This is a genomic window from Cupriavidus basilensis, from assembly GCF_008801925.2.
GTDB classification, from domain to species: domain Bacteria; phylum Pseudomonadota; class Gammaproteobacteria; order Burkholderiales; family Burkholderiaceae; genus Cupriavidus; species Cupriavidus basilensis.
In genome coordinates this window covers 634,631-660,011 of record NZ_CP062803.1, presented here as the reverse complement: position 1 = coordinate 660,011, position 25,381 = coordinate 634,631, and the positions used below count along the sequence as shown (strand labels likewise).

At 66.8% G+C, this 25,381-nt stretch carries 24 protein-coding genes; 19 read left to right on the top strand and 5 right to left on the bottom strand.

Annotation, left to right across the window (positions count from 1 at the left end; genetic code table 11):
- The 4 genes from F7R26_RS02950 to F7R26_RS02935 all read left to right on the top strand — a co-directional run bounded on the left by F7R26_RS02950 (position 1) and on the right by F7R26_RS02935 (position 3,068).
- A complete protein-coding gene (locus tag F7R26_RS02950; protein ID WP_150988057.1) occupies positions 1-753 on the top strand; it encodes a lysophospholipid acyltransferase family protein in 753 nt (250 codons plus the stop codon).
- The gene (locus F7R26_RS02945; RefSeq protein ID WP_170301931.1) at positions 750-1,634 is read left to right on the top strand and encodes a M48 family metallopeptidase; all 885 of its coding nucleotides are present in this window, start codon (positions 750-752) and stop codon (positions 1,632-1,634) included. Before F7R26_RS02950 ends, F7R26_RS02945 begins: the two co-directional genes overlap by 4 nt.
- A gap of 116 nt (positions 1,635-1,750) precedes the next feature.
- Positions 1,751-2,158 (top strand): lactoylglutathione lyase, encoded by a 408-nt coding sequence (gene gloA / locus F7R26_RS02940; RefSeq protein WP_006162781.1) that lies wholly within the window; start codon positions 1,751-1,753, stop codon positions 2,156-2,158.
- 55 nt (positions 2,159-2,213) lie between these two features.
- Entirely contained in the window at positions 2,214-3,068 is an 855-nt protein-coding gene (locus tag F7R26_RS02935; RefSeq protein WP_150988087.1) for a DMT family transporter, read from the top strand.
- A gap of 746 nt (positions 3,069-3,814) precedes the next feature.
- On the opposite strand, the gene trpS is transcribed toward F7R26_RS02935, so the two are convergent.
- The 5 genes from trpS to F7R26_RS02910 form a co-directional block, all read right to left on the bottom strand.
- The gene (trpS, locus tag F7R26_RS02930) at positions 3,815-4,837 is read right to left on the bottom strand and encodes a tryptophan--tRNA ligase (protein WP_150988054.1); all 1,023 of its coding nucleotides are present in this window, start codon (positions 4,835-4,837) and stop codon (positions 3,815-3,817) included.
- Positions 4,838-4,998: 161 nt separating this feature from the next.
- Positions 4,999-5,820: a 16S rRNA (adenine(1518)-N(6)/adenine(1519)-N(6))-dimethyltransferase RsmA gene (gene rsmA, locus F7R26_RS02925; protein WP_150988051.1), complete on the bottom strand. Its 822-nt coding sequence runs from the start codon at positions 5,818-5,820 to the stop codon at positions 4,999-5,001.
- Positions 5,821-5,840: 20 nt separating this feature from the next.
- The gene (gene pdxA, locus F7R26_RS02920) at positions 5,841-6,890 is read right to left on the bottom strand and encodes a 4-hydroxythreonine-4-phosphate dehydrogenase PdxA (RefSeq protein ID WP_150988048.1); all 1,050 of its coding nucleotides are present in this window, start codon (positions 6,888-6,890) and stop codon (positions 5,841-5,843) included.
- 18 nt (positions 6,891-6,908) lie between these two features.
- Entirely contained in the window at positions 6,909-8,399 is a 1,491-nt protein-coding gene (locus tag F7R26_RS02915; protein ID WP_150988085.1) for a peptidylprolyl isomerase, read from the bottom strand.
- A 9-nt stretch (positions 8,400-8,408) separates the two neighbouring features.
- On the bottom strand, positions 8,409-10,814 hold the full coding sequence (locus F7R26_RS02910) for an LPS-assembly protein LptD (protein WP_150988045.1): 2,406 nt from the start codon (positions 10,812-10,814) through the stop codon (positions 8,409-8,411).
- A 156-nt stretch (positions 10,815-10,970) separates the two neighbouring features.
- Between F7R26_RS02910 and F7R26_RS02905 the strand changes: the two genes are divergently transcribed.
- The 15 genes from F7R26_RS02905 (at position 10,971) to F7R26_RS02835 (ending at position 25,268) form a co-directional block, all read left to right on the top strand.
- Entirely contained in the window at positions 10,971-12,005 is a 1,035-nt protein-coding gene (locus F7R26_RS02905) for an aminoglycoside phosphotransferase family protein (RefSeq protein ID WP_150988042.1), read from the top strand.
- 31 nt (positions 12,006-12,036) lie between these two features.
- On the top strand, positions 12,037-12,789 hold the full coding sequence (locus tag F7R26_RS02900; RefSeq protein ID WP_150988039.1) for an AzlC family ABC transporter permease: 753 nt from the start codon (positions 12,037-12,039) through the stop codon (positions 12,787-12,789).
- The gene (locus F7R26_RS02895; RefSeq protein WP_043343742.1) at positions 12,786-13,124 is read left to right on the top strand and encodes an AzlD domain-containing protein; all 339 of its coding nucleotides are present in this window, start codon (positions 12,786-12,788) and stop codon (positions 13,122-13,124) included. The genes F7R26_RS02900 and F7R26_RS02895 overlap by 4 nt, the downstream gene beginning before the upstream one ends.
- Before the next feature lie 17 nt (positions 13,125-13,141).
- Positions 13,142-13,882 (top strand): N-acetylmuramate alpha-1-phosphate uridylyltransferase MurU, encoded by a 741-nt coding sequence (murU, locus tag F7R26_RS02890; protein WP_150988036.1) that lies wholly within the window; start codon positions 13,142-13,144, stop codon positions 13,880-13,882.
- A gap of 81 nt (positions 13,883-13,963) precedes the next feature.
- Positions 13,964-15,346, top strand: coding sequence for an aminopeptidase P N-terminal domain-containing protein (locus F7R26_RS02885; RefSeq protein ID WP_150988034.1), 1,383 nt, complete (start codon positions 13,964-13,966; stop codon positions 15,344-15,346).
- Entirely contained in the window at positions 15,343-15,852 is a 510-nt protein-coding gene (locus F7R26_RS02880) for a hypothetical protein (RefSeq protein WP_241754408.1), read from the top strand. Before F7R26_RS02885 ends, F7R26_RS02880 begins: the two co-directional genes overlap by 4 nt.
- Positions 15,833-17,080 (top strand): UbiH/UbiF/VisC/COQ6 family ubiquinone biosynthesis hydroxylase, encoded by a 1,248-nt coding sequence (locus tag F7R26_RS02875; RefSeq protein ID WP_150988030.1) that lies wholly within the window; start codon positions 15,833-15,835, stop codon positions 17,078-17,080. The genes F7R26_RS02880 and F7R26_RS02875 overlap by 20 nt, the downstream gene beginning before the upstream one ends.
- 229 nt (positions 17,081-17,309) lie before the next feature.
- The gene (gene dusB, locus F7R26_RS02870) at positions 17,310-18,404 is read left to right on the top strand and encodes a tRNA dihydrouridine synthase DusB (protein WP_150988027.1); all 1,095 of its coding nucleotides are present in this window, start codon (positions 17,310-17,312) and stop codon (positions 18,402-18,404) included.
- Positions 18,401-18,634, top strand: coding sequence for a Fis family transcriptional regulator (locus tag F7R26_RS02865; protein ID WP_006156396.1), 234 nt, complete (start codon positions 18,401-18,403; stop codon positions 18,632-18,634). Before dusB ends, F7R26_RS02865 begins: the two co-directional genes overlap by 4 nt.
- Positions 18,635-18,651: 17 nt before the next feature.
- Positions 18,652-20,226, top strand: coding sequence for a bifunctional phosphoribosylaminoimidazolecarboxamide formyltransferase/IMP cyclohydrolase (gene purH / locus F7R26_RS02860; RefSeq protein ID WP_150988024.1), 1,575 nt, complete (start codon positions 18,652-18,654; stop codon positions 20,224-20,226).
- A gap of 514 nt (positions 20,227-20,740) precedes the next feature.
- The gene (gene ruvC, locus F7R26_RS02855; protein WP_150988021.1) at positions 20,741-21,286 is read left to right on the top strand and encodes a crossover junction endodeoxyribonuclease RuvC; all 546 of its coding nucleotides are present in this window, start codon (positions 20,741-20,743) and stop codon (positions 21,284-21,286) included.
- A 78-nt stretch (positions 21,287-21,364) separates the two neighbouring features.
- Positions 21,365-22,564: a glycerophosphodiester phosphodiesterase gene (locus tag F7R26_RS02850; RefSeq protein ID WP_193692120.1), complete on the top strand. Its 1,200-nt coding sequence runs from the start codon at positions 21,365-21,367 to the stop codon at positions 22,562-22,564.
- A 165-nt stretch (positions 22,565-22,729) separates the two neighbouring features.
- Positions 22,730-23,311: a Holliday junction branch migration protein RuvA gene (ruvA, locus tag F7R26_RS02845; RefSeq protein ID WP_150988018.1), complete on the top strand. Its 582-nt coding sequence runs from the start codon at positions 22,730-22,732 to the stop codon at positions 23,309-23,311.
- A gap of 127 nt (positions 23,312-23,438) precedes the next feature.
- Positions 23,439-24,494, top strand: coding sequence for a Holliday junction branch migration DNA helicase RuvB (gene ruvB, locus F7R26_RS02840; protein WP_043343714.1), 1,056 nt, complete (start codon positions 23,439-23,441; stop codon positions 24,492-24,494).
- A 189-nt stretch (positions 24,495-24,683) separates the two neighbouring features.
- Entirely contained in the window at positions 24,684-25,268 is a 585-nt protein-coding gene (locus F7R26_RS02835; RefSeq protein ID WP_150988016.1) for a BPSL1445 family SYLF domain-containing lipoprotein, read from the top strand.
- Positions 25,269-25,381 lie beyond the last annotated feature (113 nt).

Below are 25,381 nucleotides of genomic sequence, written 5' to 3'. Positions count from 1 at the left end.
ATGATTTTTCTCCGCTCCTTGCTGTTCGCGTTGTTCCTCCTGGTACTGACGCCGCCCTATGCCTGCGCGTGCTTCATCGTCTTTCCGTTCATGAACGCCGAGCGCCGCTACCGCTTCGTGCGCGGCTGGCCGCGGCTGGTGACCGGTGCGGCCGCGCTGATCTGCGGCATCCGCTACCGCTATGAAGGCCGCGAGCATTTCGATGCCATGCTCGACAAGCCGGTGGTGGTGCTGTCCAAGCACCAGTCGGCGTGGGAAACCGTAGCCTACCTGGCCACCATGCCCAAGCCGATGTGCTTCGTGTTCAAGCGTGAACTGCTGATGGTGCCCTTCTTCGGCTGGGCGCTGGGCATGCTCAAGATGGTGCACATCAACCGCAAGGAAGGCACCCGTGCCTTCGCCTCGGCGGTACGCCAGGGCCGTGAGCGGCTGGCCGAAGGGGCCTGGATCATCATGTTCCCGGAAGGCACGCGCACCCCGCCGGGCCTGGAGAAAACGCGCTACAAGAGCGGCGGCGCCCGCCTTGCTGTCGAGACCGGCGCATGGGTGATCCCGATGGCGGTCAACTCCGGCCGCCTGTGGCCGCGCAACTCGTTCCTCAAGTACCCGGGCTTGATCACGGTCTCCGTCGGCGCGCCGATTTCGTCGGCCAACAAGACGGCCGACCAGCTCAATCAAGAGGTTGAGGCGTGGATCGAACAAGATATGCGTAGAATCGACGCCGAGAGCTACCGGAGCAGAACGCCCGCATGAAATTGCTGCGCCCGACCCCCGACTCCCCCGGTTCCCAGATGGAGCTGCCGCTGTCCGACGCCCTCGCGGGCGAAGACAGGGCGCCCGGCATGGTGCCAGGCGGGTTGGCGCCGGCGCAGCCCAACTCCCCGACGGCGCAGCCCTGGCCCCAGCCGCAGCCCAATGCACGACGGCTGCTGGTGGGCGAGCGCGCCGTGCACTACACGCTCAAGCGCTCGTCGCGCCGTACCATCGGCTTCACCGTGGACGACCGCGGCCTGTCCATCACGGCGCCGCGCTGGGTCACGCTGGCCGACATCGAGTCGGCCATTCTGGAAAAACAGCGCTGGATCTTCAACAAGCTGGGGGAATGGCAGCACCGCGAAGCCCGCCGCGTGCTGCCCACCGTGCAATGGCGCGACGGCGCCAGCCTGCCCTTCCTGGGCAAGCCCATCACCCTGCAACTGGAGTCTCCCGCCGGCGTGCTGCTGTTCGATGCCGAGACCTGCATTCTTCATCTCGCGCTGCCCGTGCATGCCGACGAGCAGCAGATCAAGGATCGCGTGCAAGGGTGGCTGCAACACCAGGCACGGCGCCTGCTGGCGCAGCGGCTCGATATCTACGCGGAAAAGCTCGGCGTGCGCCATAGCGCGTTTTCGCTGACCTCCGCCGCCACGCGCTGGGGCAGTTGCACCGCCGACGGCAAGATCCGCCTGAACTGGCGTTTGATGCATTTTCCGCTGTCGATGATCGACTACGTGGCCGCCCATGAGCTGGCGCATCTCAAGGAGATGAACCACAGCCCGAGGTTCTGGGATACGGTGGCATCGATCTTTCCGGAGTTCCGTGATGCCCGCGCGCAATTGCGGGCCCATCCACCCGAGTTGCTGCCCACGTTCTAGGCTGGGCCTTTGATTTAAAACGGGGAAATGGCACACCTGGGCCAAGGCAAACCGATTACTGCCATCCCGTTTAGAATGATCGACCTATCCCAAAACAAGATCAGGGCTCTCCCAAAATGCGACTCCTCCACACCATGCTCCGCGTCGGCGACCTGCAACGCTCGATCGACTTCTACACCCGCATCCTCGGCATGCAGCTGCTGCGCGAGAGCGACAACACCGAATACAAGTACCGCCTAGCCTTCGTCGGCTACGGCCCGGAATCCGAAACCGCCGTGCTCGAGCTGACCTATAACTACGGCGTGGAAAAGTACGAGATGGGCACGGCCTACGGCCATATCGCACTGGAGACCGATAACGCGGCAGCCACCTGCGAGCGCATCCGCGCCGCCGGCGGCAACGTCGTGCGCGAGGCCGGCCCGGTCAAGGGCGGCACCACGGTGATCGCTTTCGTCGAAGACCCGGACGGCTACAAGATCGAGCTGATCGAGCGCAATTCCACGCGCGACGCCAGCCGTCCTTGAGGTGAGCGCGTCACTGCCAAGCCGGCGCCCGCTCGACGGCACGGCCGTCACGCTGATGGTGGTGCTGTGCGTGGCCTGGGGACTGCAGCAAGTGGTCATCAAGGCGACGGCGCCACTGATGGGCGCCGTGCTCCAGGCCGGCGTGCGCTCGGCGGTGGCAGCCGTGCTGGTGTTCGGCTTTGCCGCCTGGCGCCGCACGCCGCTGTGGCAACACGACGGCACGCTGGGCGCCGGGCTGCTGGCTGGCCTGCTGTTCGGCGCCGAGTTCTTCTGCATCTTCGTCGGGCTCGGCCACACCACGGCTTCGCGCATGGCGGTGTTCCTCTACACCGCGCCCATCTTTACCGCACTCGGCCTGCACCTGAGCGTCGCCGGCGAACGCCTGCGGCGTGGGCAATGGCTGGGCGTCGGGCTGGCCTTTTGCGGCATGGCACTGGCTTTTGCCGATGGCATCGCCACGCCGGCCGCGCATGGCGGCAGCACATTACTGGGCGATGCGCTCGGGATCCTGGCCGGCTTGCTCTGGGCCGCGACCACGGTGGTGGTACGCGCCAGCCGGCTGGCTTCGGCAGCGCCCAGCAAGACGCTGCTCTATCAACTCGCGGTGTCTGCGGTGATGCTGCTGTCCATGGCGCTTGCAGCCGGGCAGCATCTGCAGGCGCGCGTCGACGGCATGGTGATCGCCAGCCTGTTCTACCAGTCGGTGCTGATTGCGTTCGCCAGCTACCTGACGTGGTTCTGGCTATTGCGGCAGTACCTGGCTTCGCGCTTGTCGGTGTTTTCGTTTTTGACGCCGCTGTTCGGGGTGGCGTTTGGCGTGGTGCTGATGCATGACGCCGTGGGCATACGGTTTGCTGTTGCCGCGATGCTGGTGTTGGGGGGGATTGGGTTGGTGAATCGGCGGGAATAAAGGGGATGGGGGGATGTGGCTTGCAACTGCAACTACTAAATCAGCTTTAGATTCAATGGCTTAACTGAAAATTCAACTGCAGTTTCACCACCCCTGCGGGGCGGCGACCTACTTTCTTGTCTTGCCAAGAAAGTAGGCAAAGAAGGCGCGCCGGATGGGGCGACACCCCCTCGGGATTTCATGAAAAGAGCGGCCGGGACCCAAACTCGCATCGCCTTAAGGCGATACTCAGACATGGGTCCCTCTTCTCCGCTCTTTTCATGAAATCCCGAGGCGCCCCATACGGCCTTGGTACACCTCCACGGCTCGCTTCGCATCGCCATGGGTGTTTCCCGCCCCCAGGCGGGAAACACGGCTTACCCCAACGGGATCAAATTTCGATTCGGTGTAGCCGTGATTGCCGCCCCCAGGCGGCAATCACCCGCCCGCGATGCGAAGCGAGCCGTCAAGGTTTACCTAGCCCGTATGGGGCGCCTCGTCGGCAGGCAAAAAGAGCGGAAAAGAGGGGGCCATGTTTGAGTATCGCCTTAAGGCGATGCGAGTTTGGCCCCCGGCCGCTCTTTTTGCCTGCCGACGAGGAGGGAGTCGCCCCATCCGGGTCGCCTTCTTTGCCTACTTTCTTGGCGAGACAAGAAAGTAGGTCGCCTCCCCGCAGGGGAGGTGAAACGGCAGTTGAAGTTGAAGTTAAAGCTACCCTTGACGTTAAGCCGTTGCAACTGAAGCTTCAGCCCCCACCAACCCTACCCTCAAAATCTAAACGTCCCCAACGCCTCGCGTACCTCATCCAACGTAGCCTGCGTCACCAACCGTGCCTGCGCCGTCCCCTGCTTCAAAATATCAAACACAGAGGCCGGATCCTTGGCCAGCTCCTCGCGCCGCTCGCGAATCGGCGCCAGCAGCCCTTGCAGCACGCCATCGAGCCTGCGCTTGAGCACCATGTCGCCCAAGCCGCCGCGCCGATAGTGTGCCTTCAACTCAGCCACTTCATCGACCGCCTCATCGAACGCGTCGAGGTAGGTAAACACCACATTGCCTTCCACCTGGCCCGGATCGGACACCTTGAGGTGGTTGGCGTCGGTGTACATGCGCATGACCGCTTCCTTGACCTGCTCGGGCGATGCTGCCAGCGAGATCGCGTTGCCTTGCGACTTGCTCATCTTGGCCTTGCCGTCGACGCCGGGCAACCGGCCAAAGCGCGGGATCAGCGCGGCGGCTTCCGGCAGCACTTCACGGCCAACCTGATGGTTGATTCGGCGCGCGATCTCGTTGGTCTGCTCGATCAGGGGGGCCTGGTCCTCGCCGACCGGCACCACGGTGGCCTTGAAGCCGGTGATGTCGGCAGCTTGCGAAGCCGGGTAGCACAGGAAGCCCGCCGGGATATCGCGGCCGAAGCCGCGCGCCTGGATCTCTTCCTTGATGGTCGGGTTGCGCTCAAGCCTGGCGACCGTGACGAAGTTCAGGTACATCAGGGTCAGCTCGGCCAGCGCGGGCAGGTGCGACTGCACGGTGATGGCGGTCTTGGCCGGGTCGATGCCGACCGCGAGGTAGTCGAGCGCCACCTCCAGCACGTTGCGCCTCACCTTGTCCGGATCGTGCGCATTGTCGGTCATGGCCTGGGTGTCGGCCAGCAACAGATACTGCTTGTGGGTATCCTGCAGCGCCACGCGGCTCTTGAGCGAGCCAACGTAGTGGCCCAGGTGAAGCTGGCCGGTGGGGCGGTCGCCGGTGAGGATGACCTTGCGCTGGGGCGCCTGCGTTTCGCTAGTCATGGCATTTCCTTGGGTAAGAGAAGCGCCGCGGTGCCGGTCAGCGCAGGCAGAATGCTGCCAACCGGGCTGCGGCGGCTGGAGTCGGGATCAGGGGATGACGACGTGCCGCTGCGTTCAGCAGCGCCACCAATGGGAACGAGAGCCGGTAGCGCGCATCAGCATCATGTAGCCGGGGTTTCAAGCTGGCGCGCCAGGCCAACGTACTCGGCCACGGGGACTTCCTCGGCGCGCCGCGCCAGGTCGAAGCCAAGCGCCTCAAAATCAACCTGGTCGCGCAGCATCGACAGTGTATTGCGCAGGACCTTGCGCCGCTGCGAGAACGCCGCGGCCACCACGTCGCCCAGCACCGTCAGGTTGCACGCGGGATACGGCGAGCGCAACTGGCCATCGGGCTGGCGCGGCCAGGGGATCATGCGCACCACGGCGGAGTCGACCTTGGGCGGCGGGTTGAACGAGGTCGGCGGCACGTCGAGCACATGCTCCATGTGATAGCGCACCTGCAGCATGATCGACAGCCGCCCGAAGGCTTTGCTGCCCGGCTCGGCCACCATGCGCTCGACCACTTCCTTTTGCAGCATGAAGTGCTGGTCGCGCACCTGGTCGGCAAACTCGGCCAGGTGGAACAGCAGCGGGCTGGAGATGTTGTAGGGCAGGTTGCCGACGATGCGCAGCGGCTTGCCGGCTTCGCACAGCTTGCCGAAATCGAAGGCCAGCGCGTCGCCGGCGTGGATCACCAGCCGCTCGCCGTAGCGGCGGCGCAGGCGCTCCACCAGGTCGCGGTCAAGCTCGACCACCTGCATCTGCGGCAAGCGTTCCAGCAGCGGCTGGGTCAGCGCGCCAAGGCCGGGGCCGATTTCGACCAGGGTGTCGCCTTGCTGCGGGTCGATGGCACTGACGATGCCGTGGATGATGCCGTCATCGACCAGGAAGTTCTGTCCGAATCGTTTGCGGGCCACATGGCCCTGGTGTACGTTGGAACGCATAGTTAGGTCTCGCTCGGGCGTCAGCGTGTTGCCACCAGCGGCGCGGCGCGCGGCCGGCCGTTGGCGTGGCCGGCCATGGCGATGGCGTTGCGGATCGCCTCGATCATGCTGCCGTGCTCGGCCTGGCCACTTGCGGCCAGGTCGAGCGCAGTGCCATGGTCGACCGAGGTGCGGATAAAAGGCAGCCCCAGCGTGATGTTCACGCCGTGGCCAAATGTGCCGTACTTGAGCGGGGCCAGGCCCTGGTCGTGGTACATCGCCAGCACGCAGTCGGCCCCATCGAGATGGCGGGGCTGGAACAGCGTGTCGGCCGGGTACGGGCCGCGGGCATCGATGCCCGCGTCCACGGCATGGGCCAGCGCGGGAATGATCACATCGATCTCCTCGTGGCCCATATGCCCGCTTTCGCCGGCATGCGGGTTCAGGCCGGTCACCAGGATACGCGGCCGGGCGATGCCGAAATGCCGGCGCAGGTCGTGGTCGACGATGGCCAGCGTTTCTTCCAGCATGGACACGGTCAGCGCATCGGGCACCGCGCGCAATGGCAGGTGGGTGGTGGCCAGCGCCACGCGCAGCATGGCGTTGCCATGCGCGGGCTGCGGGCCGGCCAGCATCATCACCACGCGCGGCACGTCGGCGCGCTCGGCCAGGTATTCGGTGTGCCCGGTGAAGGGCACGCCGGCATCGTTGATGGTGCTCTTCTGCACGGGCGCGGTCACCATGCCGGCAAAACGCCGCGTGCCGCTGGGCCCGCCCATGCAGCCATCGATGGCGGCATCGAGCAAGGCGAGCACATAGCCGCCGTTGCGCGCATCGAGCCGGCCAGCATCGCAAGGCACGGCCAGAGGGATGTCGTCGCACACCACGCTGCCATCCGCAAGCCGGTGCGCCCAGGCTTGCGCGACACCCAGCGCGGCGGCGCGCGCCGCCAGCAGGCCCGCGTCGCCAAGCACGTGAAAACGCACCTGCGGATGCTCGCCGGCAAGTTGCAGCAAAGCGCCGACGGTAATGTCGGGGCCAATGCCGGCGGGTTCCCCGGTGGTGATGGCTAGCGCGAGCGGCTCGGACATGGTGGCGATGCGTTCCGGTTAGCGCTGGCGGTTGACGCGGTATTCCACGTAGGCGGCCTGGCGCAACTGGCGCTGCCAGTCTTCATACGCCGCACGCACCTTCTGCTCGCGAATCTCCGCGCGGGCAAAGTCGCGCTGCTTCTCCGGCGTGATCTCGGTCTCGCGGCGGTTGAGCACCTGGATCAGATGCACGCCAAACTGCGTGACGACGGGCTCGGACACTTCGCCCGGGCGCAGGCGGCTCATGGCCTGCTCGAACTCCGGCACCAGCTCGCCCGGCGATACCCAGCCGAGATCGCCGCCGTTCTGCGCCGACCCATCCTGGGAGAAGCGCTTGGCCGCGTCGGCGAAGTCGCCGCCGTGGGTGATCCGGTCGCGCAGCGTGGCCAGCTGGCGGCGTGCCTCGGCCTCTGGCATGTTGGGGCCGGTGCGGATCAGGATATGGCGCACCTGGGTCTGCGTGATGCGATCGCTGGCCGCCGGGTTCGACGCTGCCGGCGGCGCGGTACGCTTGGCCACCAGCTTGAGCACATGGAACCCGTTGGCGCTCTCGATGACCTGGGGCGCCACGCCGCCAGGCTGCAGGTCAAGCACGGCATTGGCAAACAGCGCCGGCAGCCGGCCGATTTCACGGAAGCCGAGCGAGCCGCCCTGAGCGGCCTCAGGGCCGTCGGAGCCCTGCGCCAGCTGGGCGAAATCCGCACCGCCCTGGGCCTGCTTGAGCAAGCCTTCGGCCTTGGCGCGCAAGGTGGCCTTCTGCGCTTCGGAGGCATCCTCAGGCACACGCACCAGGATCTGGGCCACGTTGTATTCGGTGGGGCCGGTGGCGGCCGCGCCCGATACGCCGTTCGCCGCGAGATAGTTGTCGATCTCGCCGTCGTAGACCTGGATCTTGGAGTCGACTTCGCGCTCGCGCAGGCGAATCACCTGGACCTGCTTGCGCAGCTCGTCGCGGTACTTGGTCCAGGTCATGCCGGTGCGCTCGACCTGGCTGCGCAGGTCGGTCGCATTGATGTGGTTTTGCTGCGCGACCGACTCAATGGCGCGATCGACTTCCTGGTCGGTCACCTTGATGCCGGCATCCTGCGCCGCCTGCGTCTGCACCCGCTCCATCACCAGCCGCTCGAGCACTTCGCCCAGCAGGTCGGCGCGCGCCGGCACCGGCCGGTTGGCCTGGCGCAACTGCGATTCGATCTCGTCGGCGCGGTCCAGCAATTCGCGCCGCGTGATCACGCTGTTGTTGACGATCGCCACCACCTCGTCCACCAGTTGCGAGCGCTGCGCGCTGGTACCCGGCTGCGTCACGCCCAGGCGCGGCTGGCTGGGCGAAGCGGCAGCGCTGTCACCGGCCTGGGGCAGGAAGATGCCGGTAGCCTTCTGCCCGGGCGCCTTCAGCTGTGCCGAAGCCGGCAGCGCGAAGGCGGCCAGCAGTGCGGTCAACAGCAGGCTTTGCCAGCCGGTCAGGCGGGAAGACATCGAGGGGCGCGCGTTGAATTCTTGACGTTTCATCATGGTCCGTCATTCATAGTGGTCGAGCTGGGATGGGATAACAGGCTTGGCGAGGACGGGCTCATAACCCGGCACGTTCAGCCGCAGCACATCCAGCGGATTGGAACCGATCTTGGACAACCCGCGGAACTCCACCTGGAAGAAGATGCGTCCGGTGTAGCCCTGCGTGGTATTGCGGAAGCGCTGGTAGACCACACGGCCGACCCAGCAATCCGCTGCGTATTCGAAGCCGGCCAGCGCGTCGACCAGCTGGCTTGCGCTCAGGTCGAATGCGACCCGGCCGATGCCGTAGGTGCGCTGTGTCAGCGGCCACTGGCTCGACACCTCGAACTGGTCGATGGCGGTATTGTCCGTCACTGAGGTGGGGCGCCGGTAGCGATAGCCGATATTCAGCGTCTTGCGCGCCTCGGGCCGCCACGAGAAAGCGATATTCGAGTAGATCACCCGATCGCTGTCCGGGTTGTACTGCACGCCAGCATCAAGGTAGTAGCCCTTGAACATCTGGATCGTGGTCGCTGCCAGCAAATCAGAATAGCCTGCCTTGGCTGGATCGGTGCCATTGAGCTGCACCCGCTGGCCTGTGAAGTCAAAGCGCTGCGCAATTGTGCCGCGGAAACGTTCGATGCCGCTGCTAGCCTCGATCAGGCGCGTGGTCACGCCGCCAGTCAGCTTGTTGTTGTCGGCAATGCGATCATAGCCCGTGAACGGATTCTCGCTGAAAATCTGGCCATAGCCAAAGTCCGACTGCACCGTGTCAAAGATCGGGAACTGGCTCTGGTCGCGGAACGGCGTGTAGACATAAAAAAGGCGCGGCTCCAGCGTCTGCACGTAATTGACGCCGAACAGCCGGCTTACGGTCGGCGCCTCGCGCTCGAACGTCATGCCCGAATCCACGCTCACGGTCGGCAAGGCCCGGTTCAGCGTATTGGGCGTGCCCGCGGTGTTGGTGGAGGACTCCATCTGATACTGCGTGGCATTGAACGTCGCCTTGGGCGTGACGAACCAGCCTGGCCGGATGATCGGATAGCTGATCGACGGCTGGATGAAGACACGTTCACCCTGCGGCAGTTGCGTACCTGTCGTGCCCAGAGGAATGCGGAAGCGCGTGTAGTCGGCTTCCACCTGGATATCGAAGCCACCCAGGTCATAGCGCGTGTACTTGCCATTGAGCTGAGGCACACGCTCATACGAAGGCTGGCTAGGCGCGAGCGTCTGGAATTTCTGCACCCGCGCCAGCAGGGCAAAATCCTGCCAGTTGTAGGTGACGCCGCCTTCCTGCGTGTACTGGCGCAGCGTCGCCTGTGTCACCGAGCGGGTCAGGTCGTCGGGATACTGGGCGTCCGACACCTTGTTCAGGTTAACGTACGCATTCAGTCCCGGCGCTATGTTCTGGGCATGCTGGATCGAATACGCCCAGCGGTTGGTCTTGGTCTTCTGGTCGTCCGGCAGGAATTCGCCGCGGATACGCCCGGAATAGCCGCTGCCGATATAGCGGTAGTCGGTGCCAAGCTGCACCCCGCGCGAACTCAGCACCCGCGGGAAGATCGTCAGGTCCCGGTTGGGCGCGATATTGAAGTAATACGGGACCGTGAGGTCCATGCCCGAGCGCGAACTGTAGCCGAACAGCGGCGGTAGCACCCCACTGCGGCGCTCGCTGTTCAGGGGGAAGCTGAACACCGGTGCCGCCATGATCGGCACGTCGAAAAAGCGCAGCACGCCGCCATAGGCGGTGCCCACCTGGCGGTCGCTGTCGATATCGAGCTCGCGCGCGCTGAAATACCAGTCCGCGTTGTCCGGCGAACAGGTCGTGTAGGTGGCGCGCTTGATCGTGCTGAGGTTCTTGTCGATGAAATCGATGCGCTCGGCCTTGCCCGAGCCGCCGGTCTGCTGGAAATAGTAGTCCGGGGACAGCATGTAGCCTTCGTTGGCCTCGACCCGCAGCCGGGCTTCCGGCCCGACCGAGAGCGATCCATCGCGGGCGACGCGGGCATTGCCGTGGACAAAGGCCTCGTCGCTGTCCTGGTCGTAGGTAAGCTTGTCGCCCTTGACCACGCCGCCATTGCGGCGCAGCTCGGCGTTGCCCTCGAGCTCCACGCCACGCTGGTTATAGCCGGTCATGCGATCGCCCGAGACAAAGGTGGGCGGGTTGTCGTCCGGCTCGGCCGTCTTGGTCTTGGCCGTGCCCGGCTCGGCCAGGCGCGGCACCAGTTCGCCGGCTACCGGCGGGGCCTCGGGTGCCGCCTCGACCGTCGGCTCGGCCACCGGCAGGTCGGGAATGGCGGAGCTTACGGCCTGCGCGTGCGCACCCACCGACCAGCCGGCCATGGCCAACACGAGCGGGCGCAAAGCGCTGCCGGGAAGTCGTGCCGGTGTCTTGCTAGCCTTCTGGTTCGGTGATCGTCGTTGTTCGGTCATGCGAGCGGGTCATGAGTCAGAGCGGCGGCGGCGGCCCAGCAACCGCCAGCCACCGCCGAAGCAGGCTGTCGGGCTGTAGGAGGCCCGCCTGGGAGCCGCCCCGGGGCCCGGGTCTGGTCGGGTATTATACGGGGCATCCTATTCTCCCTTTCCGGCATGGCAGCACATCCTCTCGACCCGCGTCTCGACCAGCTCAAAGTCTGGGTGTCCGGACTCGGTCCGGCCTGGTCCGTTAACCCTGACTCCTGTACCCCCGCTTCGGCCGACGCCAGCTTCCGGCGGTACTTCCGGGCCAGCACCAGCCACCCCGACCATCCGAGCGTGATCGTGATGGATGCGCCTCCCGCGCAGGAGGACTGCCGCCCCTTCATCCATGTCGCGGAACTGTTCGGCGCCGCCGGCGTGACCGTTCCAAAGGTACTGGCGCAGAACCTCGAGCAAGGCTTCCTGCTGCTCAGCGACCTGGGCAACACCACGTATCTGTCCCGGCTGGACGCGGCCAGCGCGCGCGGCCTCTATGGCGATGCCGCCGCCGCGCTTGTGAAGATCCAGCTCGCGACCCGCCCCGGCACCCTGCCCGCCTACGACCGCGCGCTGCTGCAGCGCGAAGTCGACCTGTTCCCGCAGTGGTACGTGGCCCGGCACCTGGGCGTGAAACTGACGCCCGAACAGGAATCCGGGCTGGCCGAAGTGATGCAGACGCTGCTGGCCAACAACCTGGCCCAGCCACAGGTGTATGTCCATCGCGACTATCACTCGCGCAACCTGATGGTGCTTGAGGGCGAGGCCAATCCCGGCATCCTGGATTTCCAGGACGCGGTTATCGGTCCCATTACCTATGATGCGGTGTCGCTGTGGCGCGATGCCTATATTGAATGGGACGAGCAGGAGCAGCTCGACTGGCTGATTCGCTACTGGGAGCGCGCGCGCAAGGCCGGGCTGCCGGTGGCGCCGGACTTTGGCGACTTCTACCGGGATTTCGAGTGGATGGGCCTGCAGCGCCACCTCAAGGTGCTTGGCATCTTTGCCCGCCTGTACCATCGCGACGGCAAGGAAGGCTACCTGGCCAACCTGCCGCTGGTGCTCAAGTACGCACGCCAGGTGGCGGGCCGCTACATCGAGCTGCGCAGGCTGGTACGGCTGTTCGACGCCCTCGACGGCGTCGAGCGCCCGGTCGGCTACACGTTCTGATGCCGGCGCAAGCCATGCCGGGCGCACAGCCATGACATCCGGCGGCGATCCCACGGTCACGCTCACCCGCGGCGGCGAGTGGTGGGCAGGCGTGCGGGCGCTGGCGCCGATGCTGCTCGGCGTGGCACCGTTCGGCCTGATCTATGGCGTGCTGGCGGTCAACGCCGGCATGCCCGCCTGGCTGGCCTGCGCCATGAGCGCGATCGTGTTCGGCGGCGCCTCGCAGATGATCCTGACGCAACTGTGGGCGGCGGGCACGCCGGCGGTGCTGATCGCCGTGACGGTCGCCATGGTCAACCTGCGCCATGCGCTGTACTCGGCCACCATGGCCCCGGCGCTGGCACACCTGCCGGGCCGCTGGAAGGCACTCATCTCCTACCTGCTGACCGACGAGGCCTTCGCCGCCATGACGCGGCGCCTCAGCGACGACGACGAACACAAGCGCTACCGCCACTGGTTCTTCTTTGGCGCCGGCTTCGCGCTGTGGGCCAGCTGGCAGGTCGCGACGCTGGCGGGTGTGCTGGTTGGCGCCCAGATTCCGCGCGACTGGCCGCTCGATTTCTTCCTGCCGCTCACCTTCATCGCCATCATCGTGCCCGGCATCAAGCACCGCTCGCACGCCGCGGCGGCGCTGGCGGCCACGGCGCTGGCGGTGGCCTGCTACGGCATGCCGCACAAGCTTGGCCTGATGGTCGCGGCGCTGGGCGGAATCGCCGCGGGCATGCTGCTGCTTGGCAAGGACCGCAGGCAGCGCAAGCCGGCCGCGACGGAGCCCGCCGCATGAGCCAGCTGACCCTGCTGCTGGTGTTTATCGGCGCCGGCCTCGCCACCTTCCTGATCCGCCTGTCCTTCATTGCCGTGGAAGGCCGGGTGCGGCTGCCGTCGTGGTTCCGCACCGCGCTGCAGTTCGTGCCGGCGGCCATGCTGTCGGCGTTGATCGCGCCCGACCTGCTGATGCGCGATGGGCACGTCGACATCGGTCCCGGCAATGCGCGCCTGGTAGCCGGGCTGGTGGCCATTGTCATCGCCGCCAGGACGCGCAGCATTGGCTGGACCATCGCTGGCGGCATGGGCACCCTGATCGCGCTGACATACCTGCTGAACCACGCGCTGAAATAAGCGCCGGAGACCCTGCATTGAAAGCCATGATTTTTGCAGCCGGGCGCGGCGAGCGCATGCGCCCGCTGACCGATGCCCATCCGAAGCCGCTGCTGCCGGTGGGCGGCAAGCCGCTGATCGTCTGGAAGATCGAGGCGCTGGCGCGCGCCGGCTTCAAGGACATCGTGATCAACCACGCCTGGCTTGGCGAGCAGATTGAGCAGGCGCTCGGTGATGGCAACCGCTTCGGCGTGCGCCTGGCGTACTCGGCCGAGCCCAGCGCACTGGAAACCGCCGGCGGCATCGCCAAGGCGCTGCCGCTGCTGTCGGCCGCACCCGAGCGCGGCGAGATCTTCCTGGCGGTATCCGGCGACATCTTCACCGATTACGACTTCCGCGCCCTGCTGCCGCGCGCGCGCGCCATGGCCGGCGCACCCGAGCCACGCATGCACCTGGTGATGGTGCCCAATCCGCCGTTCCATCCGGACGGCGATTTTGCGCTCGGCGCCGACGGCCTGTTGTTACCCAGCCCCACGGCGACGGCGCCGAGCCTGACCTTCGGCAATATCGGCCTGTACGACACCCGGCTGTTTACCGCCATCGCGCCCGGCCAGAAAGTTGCCATGACGCCCTACTACCGCGCCGCCGTGGCAGCCGGGCTGGCCAGCGGCGAGCGCTTCGACGGCGCCTGGGAGAACGTCGGCACGCCGGCCCAGCTGGCGGCCCTCGATGCCCTGGTGCTAGCGCGAGCCGGCACCGCTTGCGCACCCTTGCCCTGAACGGGCCCGGCCAGTCCAGCCCCGCGCCGGCAATCCGGCGGCGTTAGAATCGCCCTATTCCCCATCCACGTGGCCCAACACATGTCCGCACCCGACTCCGCCCTCCTTCTCGCCTGTCGCGACCGGCGCGCCCGCGTGCTGCAGCAATTGCGCGCCGCCGGCGGCGGCGTGGCGATCCTGCCCACCGCGCCGGAAGCCATGCGCAACCGCGATAGCGACTATCCCTATCGCCACGACAGCTATTTCTATTACCTGACCGGCTTTACCGAGCCAGAGGCCGTGCTGGTCCTGGTGGCGCAAGCGGGCGGCGCCGAACGCAGCATCCTGTTCTGCCGCCCCAAGCACGAGGAGCGCGAGATCTGGGATGGCTTCCGCTATGGCCCGGAAGGCGCACAGGCGGCCTTCGGCTTCGACGAGGCACATTCGGTCGAGGAAATCGACGCGGTGCTGCCCTCGCTGCTGGCCAACCACGCCGTGGTGGCCTACCCGCTGGCCGCCAACACCCGCACCGACATGCAGGTGCGGCGCTGGCTCGAAACGGTGCGCATGCAAGGCCGTGCCGGCGTGACCGCGCCATCGACGGCGATCGATATCCGCACCATCCTCGACGAGATGCGCTTGTTCAAGGACGCCGGCGAGATCGCCACCATGCGCCGCGCCGCCGAGATCTCGGCCCAGGCCCATGTGCGCGCCATGCGCGCTTCGCGCGAGGGCCTGCGCGAATACCACCTGGAAGCCGAGCTGCTCTACGAATTCCGCCGCCACGGTGCGCAAAGCGTCGCCTACAACTCGATCGTCGCCACCGGCCCCAATGCCTGCGTGCTGCACTACCGTGCCGGCCCCGCCGAGCTGCGCGACGGCGACCTGTGCCTGATCGACGCCGGCTGCGAACTCGATGGCTACGCGTCCGACATCACCCGCACCTTCCCCGTCTCCGGCCGCTTCTCGCCAGCCCAGCGCGAGCTGTACGACCTGGTGCTGGCCGCGCAGGAAGCCGCCATCGCCGAGACCCGCCCCGGCGTGCCCTACAACGTGCCGCACGACGCCGCCACGCGGGTGCTGGCGCAAGGCATGCTTGATACCGGCCTGCTCGACGCGAACCGTTGCGGCGGCCTGGACGAGGTACTCGCCAGCGGCAGCTACCGCCAGTTCTACATGCACCGCACCGGCCACTGGCTGGGCATGGACGTGCATGACGTGGGCGAGTACCGCGTGCCCGGCGCCGCGCCGGCCGAGGGCGAACGCGCCTGGCGTCCGCTCGCGCCCGGCATGGTGCTGACGGTGGAGCCCGGCATCTACGTGCGCCCGGCACCGGAAGTGCCGGAGCGCTTCTGGCATATCGGCATCCGCATCGAAGACGATGCGGTTGTCACCGAGGGCGGCTGCGAGCTGATGACGCGCGGCGTGCCGGTCAAGGCGGACGAAATCGAGGCGCTGATGCGCGACGCGGGAGGTACACGATGATCAGTTGGCTACGCAAGATACTTCCGAGCGGCGAGCGCCCACAGACCAGCCGCGCACGCGCCGTCGATCCCGCGCAACCGTTCGTGGTCAACCTCTACGATGACCGCCTGGTCGTGCATCGCCCCGATGGCCAGCGCGAAGAACTCGAATGGGACGTGATCGAACGCGTGGTGGTGCGGGTCTCGAACCGCGAGCCATGGGCCGGGAAGGCCTGGCTGATCCTGGTGGGAGACCCCAAGGCCGACGGCACGCCCCGGGGCTGCGTGGTACCGCTCGACGCGGCTAACCATGCGGCGCTGGTGGAACGCCTGCAGGCATTTCCCGGCTTCAACCAGCAGAAGCTGGACAACGCCCTGAGCGACGCGGCGGCGGGCAAGCACCGCACCGACGCCAATTGCTGGAAACGCGGCGCACTGCCGGTGGACTCCGGCGCCATGGGCGATGCGAGCAACGATAGCAACCCCGTCGCCCAGCCAGGCAGCGCGCATGAGCCCGGCAAGCACTGAAGCCTGCGCGGACACGGATATCGCCATCGTCGGCGCAGGGCCGGTCGGCCTAGCGCTGGCCTGCCTGTTGCTGCGCAAGAGTCCGTGGCGCCTGACCTTGATCGACGCCGCCACGCCGGCGCGCGCATCCCGCGATCCGCGCGCCATCGCGCTGTCCTACGGCAGCCGCCAGCTGCTCGAGCAGATCGGCGCGTGGCCCCGCGCGGTCACCCCGATCGAGCATATCCATGTGTCGCAACGCGGGCGGTTCGGCCATGTCAAGCTCCACAGCCACGACTACGACGTACCCGCGCTGGGCTATGTGGTGCGCTACGGCGAATTGTGCGAGGCACTCGAGCGTGCGCTGGCCCAGGCCGTCCAGGCCAGCCCCGCCCCCGCTGGCGAACGCCTGATACGGGTCTACGAAACGCGCATCGATCACCTGGAGCAATCTGGCCCCGATACGGCTGCAGCCAGCCTGGTGCGCCTTTCCGGCCATGGGCATGACCAGCTGCCCGCCGCCTTCGGCGCGCGCCTGGTGGTGCAGGCCGAAGGCGGCCTGTTCCACCAGCAGTCCACCCGCGCGCAGCGTGGCGTGCAGGGCCGGAAATACCGGCGTGACTATGGGCAGACCGCCATCGTGGCCCACGTGGCCTGCTCGCGCCCGCAGCCCGGCTGGGCCTGGGAGCGCTTTACCGAGGAGGGGCCGCTGGCGCTGCTGCCGCATGAAGAGCACGGCACGCCCGGCTACGCCCTGGTCTGGTGCTGCCCGCCGGAACAAGCGGCCCGCCGGCTCGCGCTGCCCGACGGCGAGTTCCTTGCCGAACTGGAACAAGCCTTCGGCCCGCGCATGGGCCGCTTCACCGGCATTGGCAAGCGCCATGCCTTCCCGCTCGGGCTGAACGCGGCGCCCGTCACCGTGCAGGGCCGCGTGGTAGCGGTCGGCAATGCGGCGCAGACGCTACATCCGGTAGCCGGCCAGGGCCTCAACCTCGGCCTGCGCGACGCCTTTGCCCTGGCGCTCGCGCTGCGTGCCGACTGCAGCCCGCAGGCCTTGCAGGCGTTTGCGGCGCAACAAAAGCTGGATCGGGCCGTCACCATCGGCGTGACCGACCTGCTGCCGCGCGTGTTTGGCGTCTCCTACCCGCTCGCTGCCCACGCGCGTGGGGCGTCCCTGGCGGCGCTCGCTTGCCTGGGGCCGCTCAAGGACGCGCTGGCGCGCCAGATGATGTACGGCATGCGCCGCTAAAGGCTGCCAAGGGCCGCCGGCGGCCCCGTTGTCAACATGGTTTGCAAGCCAGCCCGGTGCAATATTTGCTCAAATCTTGAGCAACCCGGGTCGTTTGGCGGTAAAATCCTGCCCTCACACATGCCCACTGAATGGCGCCGAGCACTGTTTCGGCAGGGCATGCCATTTTCATTTTTGTCTAGTTGCGGGGCCGCCTTGCGGCCCCTCGTCAGTCGCTACAGTCGCTATCGTGCAAATCGGACCGCACCAACTCCGCAACAACCTGTTCGTCGCGCCCATGGCCGGTGTGACGGACCGGCCATTCCGCCAGCTGTGCAAACGGCTGGGCGCGGGCTATGCGGTGTCCGAAATGGTCGCCTCCAACGCACAGCTGTGGAAGAGCGAGAAGACCATGCGGCGCGCCAACCACACGGGCGAAGTCGAACCCATCGCGGTGCAGATCGCCGGCGCCGAGCCGGCCATGATGGCGGAGGCTGCACGCCACAACGTGGAGCGCGGCGCGCAGATCATCGACATCAACATGGGCTGCCCGGCCAAGAAGGTGTGCAATGTGGCCGCCGGCTCGGCGCTGCTGCAAAACGAGCCGCTGGTTGTGCGCATCGTCCAGGCGGTGGTCGCCGCCGTGGCCGAGGTCGATCCGCGCGTGCCCGTCACGCTCAAGATCCGTACCGGCTGGGACCGCCAGAACCGCAATGCGCTTCGCATCGCGCGCATGGTGGAAGACGCCGGCATCAGCATGCTCACCGTGCATGGGCGCACGCGCGCCGACCTGTACAAGGGCGAAGCCGAGTACGAGACCATTGCCGCGGTCAAGGCAGCGCTGTCCATCCCCGTGGTCGCCAACGGCGACGTCACCACACCGCAAAAAGCCAAGCATGTGCTGGCCGTGACCGGCGCCGACGCCATCATGATCGGCCGCGCGGCGCAGGGCCGGCCCTGGCTGTTCCGCGAGATCGAGCACTACCTGGCCACCGGCGAGCTGCTGCCGTCGCCGGAAGTGGCCGAGATCCGCGCCATCATGAACGCGCACCTGGAAGACCACTACGACTTCTACGGCGAGTTCACCGGCGTGCGCACCGCGCGCAAGCACATTGCCTGGTACACGCGCGGCCTGGCCGGCGCCAACCTGTTCCGCCACCGCATGAACACGCTGGACAGCACCACGGCCCAGCTCGCCGCGGTCAACGAATACTTCGATGAGCAGGCGCTGCTGTCCGAGCGCCTGGTCTATGTGGAAGACGGCGCGGACGGCACGGATGATGCCGACGACGAGAAACGCAACAAGTCGAACAACAACAATAACGGGGAGTTGCTTGCCGCATGAGCCGCAACGCTATCGACCAGTGCATCCGGGACAGCCTGGGTGCCTACTTTCGCGACCTGGACGGTGAAGAGCCGTCGAATATGTACAACATGGTGCTCGAAGCCGTGGAACGGCCACTGCTGGAAGCAGTGATGGCGCGCGCCGAGCGCAACCAGTCGCTCGCGGCAGCCTACCTGGGCATCAATCGCAATACGCTGCGCAAGAAGTTGCAGCAGCACGGTTTACTTTGAAGCGTCTCCCCATAGCCATGATCAAGCAAGCCCTCCTCTCCGTATCCGACAAGACCGGCATCGTCGAATTTGCCCGCGAGCTCAACTCGCTCGGCGTCGCGCTGCTCTCCACCGGCGGCACCGCCAAGCTGCTGGCCGATGCCGGCCTGCCCGTCACGGAGGTGGCCGACTACACCGGTTTCCCCGAAATGCTCGATGGCCGCGTCAAGACCCTGCACCCGAAAGTGCACGGCGGCATCCTGGCCCGCCGCGACCTGCCCGAGCACATGGCGGCGCTCGCCGAGCACAACATCCCCACCATCGACCTGCTGGTCGTGAACCTGTACCCGTTCCAGCAAACCGTGGCCAAGGATGACTGCTCGCTGCCGGACGCCATCGAGAACATCGACATCGGTGGCCCCACCATGCTGCGCTCGGCCGCCAAGAACCACCGCGACGTCACCGTCATCGTGGACCCGGCCGACTACGCGCCGGTGCTGGAAGAAATGCGCGCCAACGCCAACAGCGTCGGCTATGACACCAACTTCCGCCTGGCCACCAAGGTGTTCGCCCACACCGCGCAGTACGACGGCGCCATCACCAACTACCTGACCAGCCTCGGCGCGGACAAGGCGCACCAGACCCGCAGCGCCTACCCGCAGACGCTGAACCTGGCCTTCGAGAAGGTGCAGGAAATGCGCTATGGCGAGAACCCGCACCAGTCGGCCGCCTTCTACCGCGACCTGAAAGCCTCCGACGGCGCGCTGGCCAACTACACGCAGTTGCAAGGCAAGGAACTGTCGTACAACAACATCGCCGACGCCGACGCGGCATGGGAATGCGTCAAGACCTTCGGCGCTGCCACCGGCGCGGCCTGCGTGATCATCAAGCACGCCAACCCGTGCGGCGTGGCAGTCGGCGCCAACGCGCTGGAAGCCTACGAAAAAGCCCTCAAGACCGACTCGACCTCGGCCTTCGGCGGCATCATCGCCTTCAACGTCGAGCTGGACGAAGCCGCCGCCCAGGCCGTGGCCAAGCAGTTCGTCGAAGTGCTGATCGCCCCGTCGTTCAGCGCCGGCGCGCGCGCCGTGTTTGCCGCCAAGCAGAACGTGCGCCTGCTGGAAATCCCGCTGGGCAACGGCCTCAACCCGTATGACTTCAAGCGCGTCGGCGGCGGCCTGCTGGTGCAAAGCCCCGACGCCAGGAACGTCCAGCGTGACGAACTGCGCGTGGTGACCAAGCGCCAGCCCACGCCCAAGGAAATGGACGACCTGATGTTCGCCTGGCGCGTGGCCAAGTTCGTCAAGTCTAACGCCATCGTGTTCTGTGGCGGCGGCATGACGCTAGGCGTCGGCGCCGGCCAGATGAGCCGCGTGGACTCGGCCCGCATCGCCAGCATCAAGGCGCAGAACGCCGGCCTCACGCTGGCGGGCTCGGCCGTGGCATCGGACGCCTTCTTCCCGTTCCGCGACGGCCTGGACGTAGTGGTGGACGCAGGCGCCACCTGCGTCATCCAGCCGGGCGGCTCGATGCGCGACGACGAAGTGATCGCCGCCGCCGACGAGCGCAATATCGCGATGGTGTTGACCGGCGTGCGCCACTTCCGTCATTGAGGTCCGGGCCGGGCATTTGAGCGCATCGCGGCATCGCGGCATCGCGGCATCGCGGCATAGCAAGCGCCCGCCCTCTCCCCCGGCCCCTCTCCCACAAGTGGGAGAGGGGAGCCAACCAACGGCAAGATCAACCGATCGGTGTAGCCGTGATTCCCGCTCGAAGGGCGGGAATCACCCCAACGCGATGCGAAGCGAGCCGTCAAGGTGTGCCAAGGCCGTATGGGGCGCCTCGGGCTTCGGCGAAAAGAGCGGAAAAGAGGGACCCATGTCTGAGTATCGCCTTAAGGCGATGCGAGTTTGGGTCCCGGCCGCTCTTTTCGCCGAAGCCCGAGGGGGTAGTCGCCCCATCCGGCGCGCCTTCTTTGCCTACTTTCTTGGCAAGACAAGAAAGTAGGTCGCCGCCCCGCAGGGGTGGTGAAACTGCAGTTGCTTTTGACAATAGGCAATTGCAGCCACCCCCACCCTCCCAACGTTACAATCCCCCATCACCCATCAAAAGCCGAGCCCGACCCCCATGCGTATCCTCGGCATCGACCCCGGCCTCCGTACCACCGGCTTCGGCGTGCTGGAAAAGCACGGCAACAAGCTAACCTACATCGCCTCCGGCACCATCAAGAGCGACGGCGACAGCGGCCTGCCTGCCAGGCTGAAAACCCTCTTCGACGGCATCAGCGAAGTCACCCGCACCTACGCGCCCGATTGCGCCGCAATCGAGAAGGTATTCGTCAACGTCAACCCGCAATCCACGCTGTTGCTTGGCCAGGCCCGCGGCGCGGCGATCTGCGGGCTGGTCACGCATGGCCTGCCGGTGTTCGAGTACACGGCACTTCAGTTGAAGGTGGCGGTGGTCGGCTACGGCCGTGCCAACAAGGAACAGGTGCAGGAAATGGTGATGCGCCTGTTGAGCCTGACGGGACGTCCCAGTTCCGACGCGGCGGATGCCCTGGGCATGGCAATCTGCCATGCCAATGGCAGCAACACGCTCACCGCCCTGACCGGGCTGGCCCCGGAACTGGTGCGCAAGGGCATGCGGGTACGCCGCGGGCGGCTGATCGGCTGAGCGAGCCCAGGCAGCCAAGCCGCCGCTGGCACCTTCAAGTCTCCTACAATCGAGCGATCGCCCGTCAAAGGATGCCGCATGCTCCGCTCGCCTCGCGCGTTCCGCGCCTTGAATCCGCCCCGCTCCGCACGCTTGCCGGCGCTGTTGTCCGCGCTGGCTGCCGCGGTTCTCGCCGGCTGCGCCGCGCCGCCGCCCGTGGCCACTGCCCCGGCAGCAGCCCCGGCAGCCCCGGCCCCTGGCCCGGCCCCGGCCGTGCCCAAGGCGCTGGTGATCGGGCATCGCGGCGCGAGTGCGCTGCGCCCTGAGCACACGCTGGCGTCCTACCAACGCGCCATCGACGACGGTGCCGACGTGGTGGAACCCGACCTGGTGATGACGCGCGATGGCGTGCTGGTGGCCCGGCACGAGAACGAGATCGGCACCACGACCAACGTGGCGGAGCTGCCCCAGTTCGCCAGCCGCAAGCGCATCAAGGTGATCGACGGCGAACGCCTGGATGGCTGGTTCACCGAAGATTTCACGCTGGCCGAGCTCAAGACGCTGCGCGCGCGCGAGCGTATCGCGCAGGTGCGCAAGGCCAATACCCAGTACAACGACAAGTTCGAGATCCCCACCTTCGACGAAATCATCGATCTGGTGGCCAAGGCATCGCAACGCAGCGGCCGCGTGATCGGCCTGTACCCGGAAACCAAGCATCCGAGCTATTTCCGCGGCATCGGCCTGCCGCTGGAGGAGAAGCTGGTGGCCACGCTGCAAGCCCATGCGTACACGCGCAGCGCGCCGGTGTTCGTGCAGTCGTTCGAGACCGGCAACTTGCGCGAGATGCGCCAGCGTCTGGCCCAGGGCATGCCTAATGTGAAGCTGATCCAATTGATGGGCGGCGCGAAGAGCCGGCCTGCCGACTGGCGCCTGGCCGGCGACACCCGCACCTACGCCGACATGATGACGCCGATCGGGTTGCGCGAAGTGGCCAGCTACGCCAGCGGCATCGGCCCGGAGAAGTCCAGCGTCGTGCCCCGTGACGTCAATGGCAACCTCGGCACGCCGACCGCGCTGGTGCGCAACGCGCATGCGGCTGGCTTGCTGGTCCATCCCTATACCTTCCGTCCTGAGAACACCTTCCTGCCGCGCAACCTGCGCACCGGCGGCGACGATGCCACGCGCAGCCCCAGCGGCATGGTGCGCGAGGTGCAAGCCTTCCTCGCCGCTGGCATCGACGGCTTTTTCACCGATGATCCCGCGCTGGGACGCCAGGCGGTGGACACGCTGGGCCAATAGCAGATAACAGATAGTCGATAGCCAAATGGCCCGGCCGCGCCGGCACACCGTACGCTGGGCTACACTGGCGGCCTTCGCGATGGCGGGCCTTTCCCCGCGCTGGCCGCCGCCGCACTCCCTTCCCATCCCGGCGCGCGCGCCGAAATTCGCTGCAGACACTAGACCATGATCGGACGCATCGCCGGCACCCTCATCGAGAAGAATCCCCCGCACCTGCTGGTCGATTGCCACGGCGTCGGCTACGAGATCGACGTGCCGATGAGCACCTTCTACAACCTGCCCGCCGTCGGCCATCCCGTCACCCTGCTGACCCAGCAGATCGTGCGCGAGGACGCGCACCTGCTGTACGGCTTTGGCAGCGCCACCGAGCGCAACACCTTCCGCGAGCTGATCAAGATCACCGGCATCGGCGCGCGCATGGCACTGGCGGTGCTCTCCGGCATGTCGGTCAGCGAACTGGCGCAGGCCATCACGCTGCAGGAAGCCGGACGGCTGACGCGCGTGCCGGGCATCGGCAAGAAGACCGCCGAGCGCCTGCTGCTCGAACTCAAAGGCAAGCTGGGCGCCGAGCTTGGGGCAGCGCCCGGCAGCACGCCGGTGCACGACAACGCCGTCGACATCCTCAACGCGCTGCTTGCGCTCGGCTACTCGGAGAAAGAGGCAGCGCTGGCGATCAAGCAGGTGCCTGCCGGCACCGGCGTGTCCGACGGCATCAAGATGGCGCTGAAATCACTCTCCAAGGGTTGACCCGGCCGGATCACGGGCAGGCCAAGGACGCTCCCGGCGCTGAGCCTGCGCGGCGTGCGCAGGACTCGCGCGGCCGGCGCCACGCCCGGAAGGGCTACAATCCAACCACTTTGCCCGCATCCGTAACATGATCGAAACCGACAAGCTAGCCACCGAGCGGGGCGCCGATCGCGTGATCGCCCCCACCGCCGTTTCCCCGAACGAGGAGGCCTTCGAGCGGGCGCTGCGTCCCAAGCTGCTCGACGAATACGTCGGCCAGGAAAAAGTGCGCGGCCAGCTAGACATCTTCATGCACGCCGCGCGCAACCGGCGCGAAGCGCTCGATCACGTGCTGCTGTTCGGGCCGCCGGGGCTGGGCAAGACCACGCTGGCGCACATCATCGCCCGCGAAATGGGCGTCAACCTGCGCCAGACCTCCGGCCCGGTGCTGGAACGCCCGGGCGACCTGGCGGCACTGCTGACCAACCTGGAAGCCAACGACGTCCTGTTCATCGACGAAATCCACCGGTTGTCCCCGGTCGTCGAGGAAATCCTGTACCCCGCGCTCGAGGATTACCAGATCGACATCATGATCGGCGAAGGCCCGGCCGCACGCTCGGTCAAGCTGGACCTGCAACCCTTCACGCTGGTCGGCGCCACGACCCGCGCGGGCATGCTGACCAACCCGCTGCGCGACCGCTTCGGCATCGTGGCGCGGCTGGAGTTCTACACCGCCGAGGAACTATCGCGCATCGTCACGCGCTCCGCCCAGTTGCTGGGTGCCCGCATCGACCCGCTAGGCGCGCTGGAAATCGCACGCCGCGCGCGCGGCACACCACGGATCGCCAACCGGCTGCTGCGCCGCGTGCGCGACTTTGCGGAAGTCAAAGGAGACGGAAACATCACGCGCACCATCGCGGACGCCGCGCTCGCCATGCTCGACGTGGACGCGGTCGGCTTCGACCTGATGGACCGCAAACTGCTTGAAGCCATCCTGCTCAAGTTCAGCGGCGGCCCGGTGGGCGTGGATAACCTGGCCGCTGCCATCGGCGAGGAGCGCGACACCATCGAAGACGTGCTCGAGCCCTTCCTGATCCAGCAGGGCTACCTGCAGCGCACGCCGCGGGGCCGCATGGCCACGGCCGCCGCCTACCGGCACTTCGGGCTGGCGGCGCCCGGCGAGAGCGATTCGGCCCCGGCCTGAGCGGCATCAAAACCCGCGCATCGAAACCCGCATTAAGTAGTTTCGAGGCCCGCAGACAATTCTTTTGTCGTGCATTGCTGGCTGCTTGCTCCTTGTACACAATGACTTAGCCCCGACCGCCAAGGCAAGGCGACAACTGACGGCAGATGCCCGACGGCCGGCTAACTGATCCCTGACAGGAGAGAGCACATGAATCGACGCCACTTTGTCACCCGGCTGGCGGGCTCGGGCCTGGTCGTGGCCACCGCGTTCGCGGCTGGCTGCACCACCACCGGCACCAATGCGCCAACCGACGCGGCGGCCAAGAAGCAAGAAATCGACGCGGGTGCCGACGGGGCGCTCAACCGGCTGTTCTCAACCGTCGACAGCTCGCGCGAGCTGGCCTCGCGCGCCCAGGGCATCCTCGTGTTCCCGCGAGTGCTGTCGGCAGGGCTGGTGGTCGGCGGCGAATACGGCGAGGGCGTGTTGCGCTCCAAGGGCGCATCGGTGGGCTACTACCGCACCACCTCGGCCTCAATCGGCGCGACCGCCGGCGGCCAGTCCAAATCCGTGGTGCTGATGTTCATGACGCCCGACGCTTACAACAAGTTCGTCAACAGCAGCGGCTGGACGGTCGGTGCGGATGCCGGCGTGGCGCTCGCCAAGGTCGGTGCCAACGGCAAACTCGATACGATCACCGGCCAGCAGCCGGTGATCGGCTTCGTGCAGACCAATGCCGGGCTGATGTTCGATGTGTCGCTGGACGGCTCCAAGATCAGCAAGTTGAACATCTAGCCGCAGCCCGCGCAGGCAGCCCTGGCCCGGGGCGACCCGGCCAGGGCGCGCGCTCGTCTACAGTGTGGCGGGGCAAGTTGGCGGCGCGGCTGGCATAATCGCCCAAAAATCGC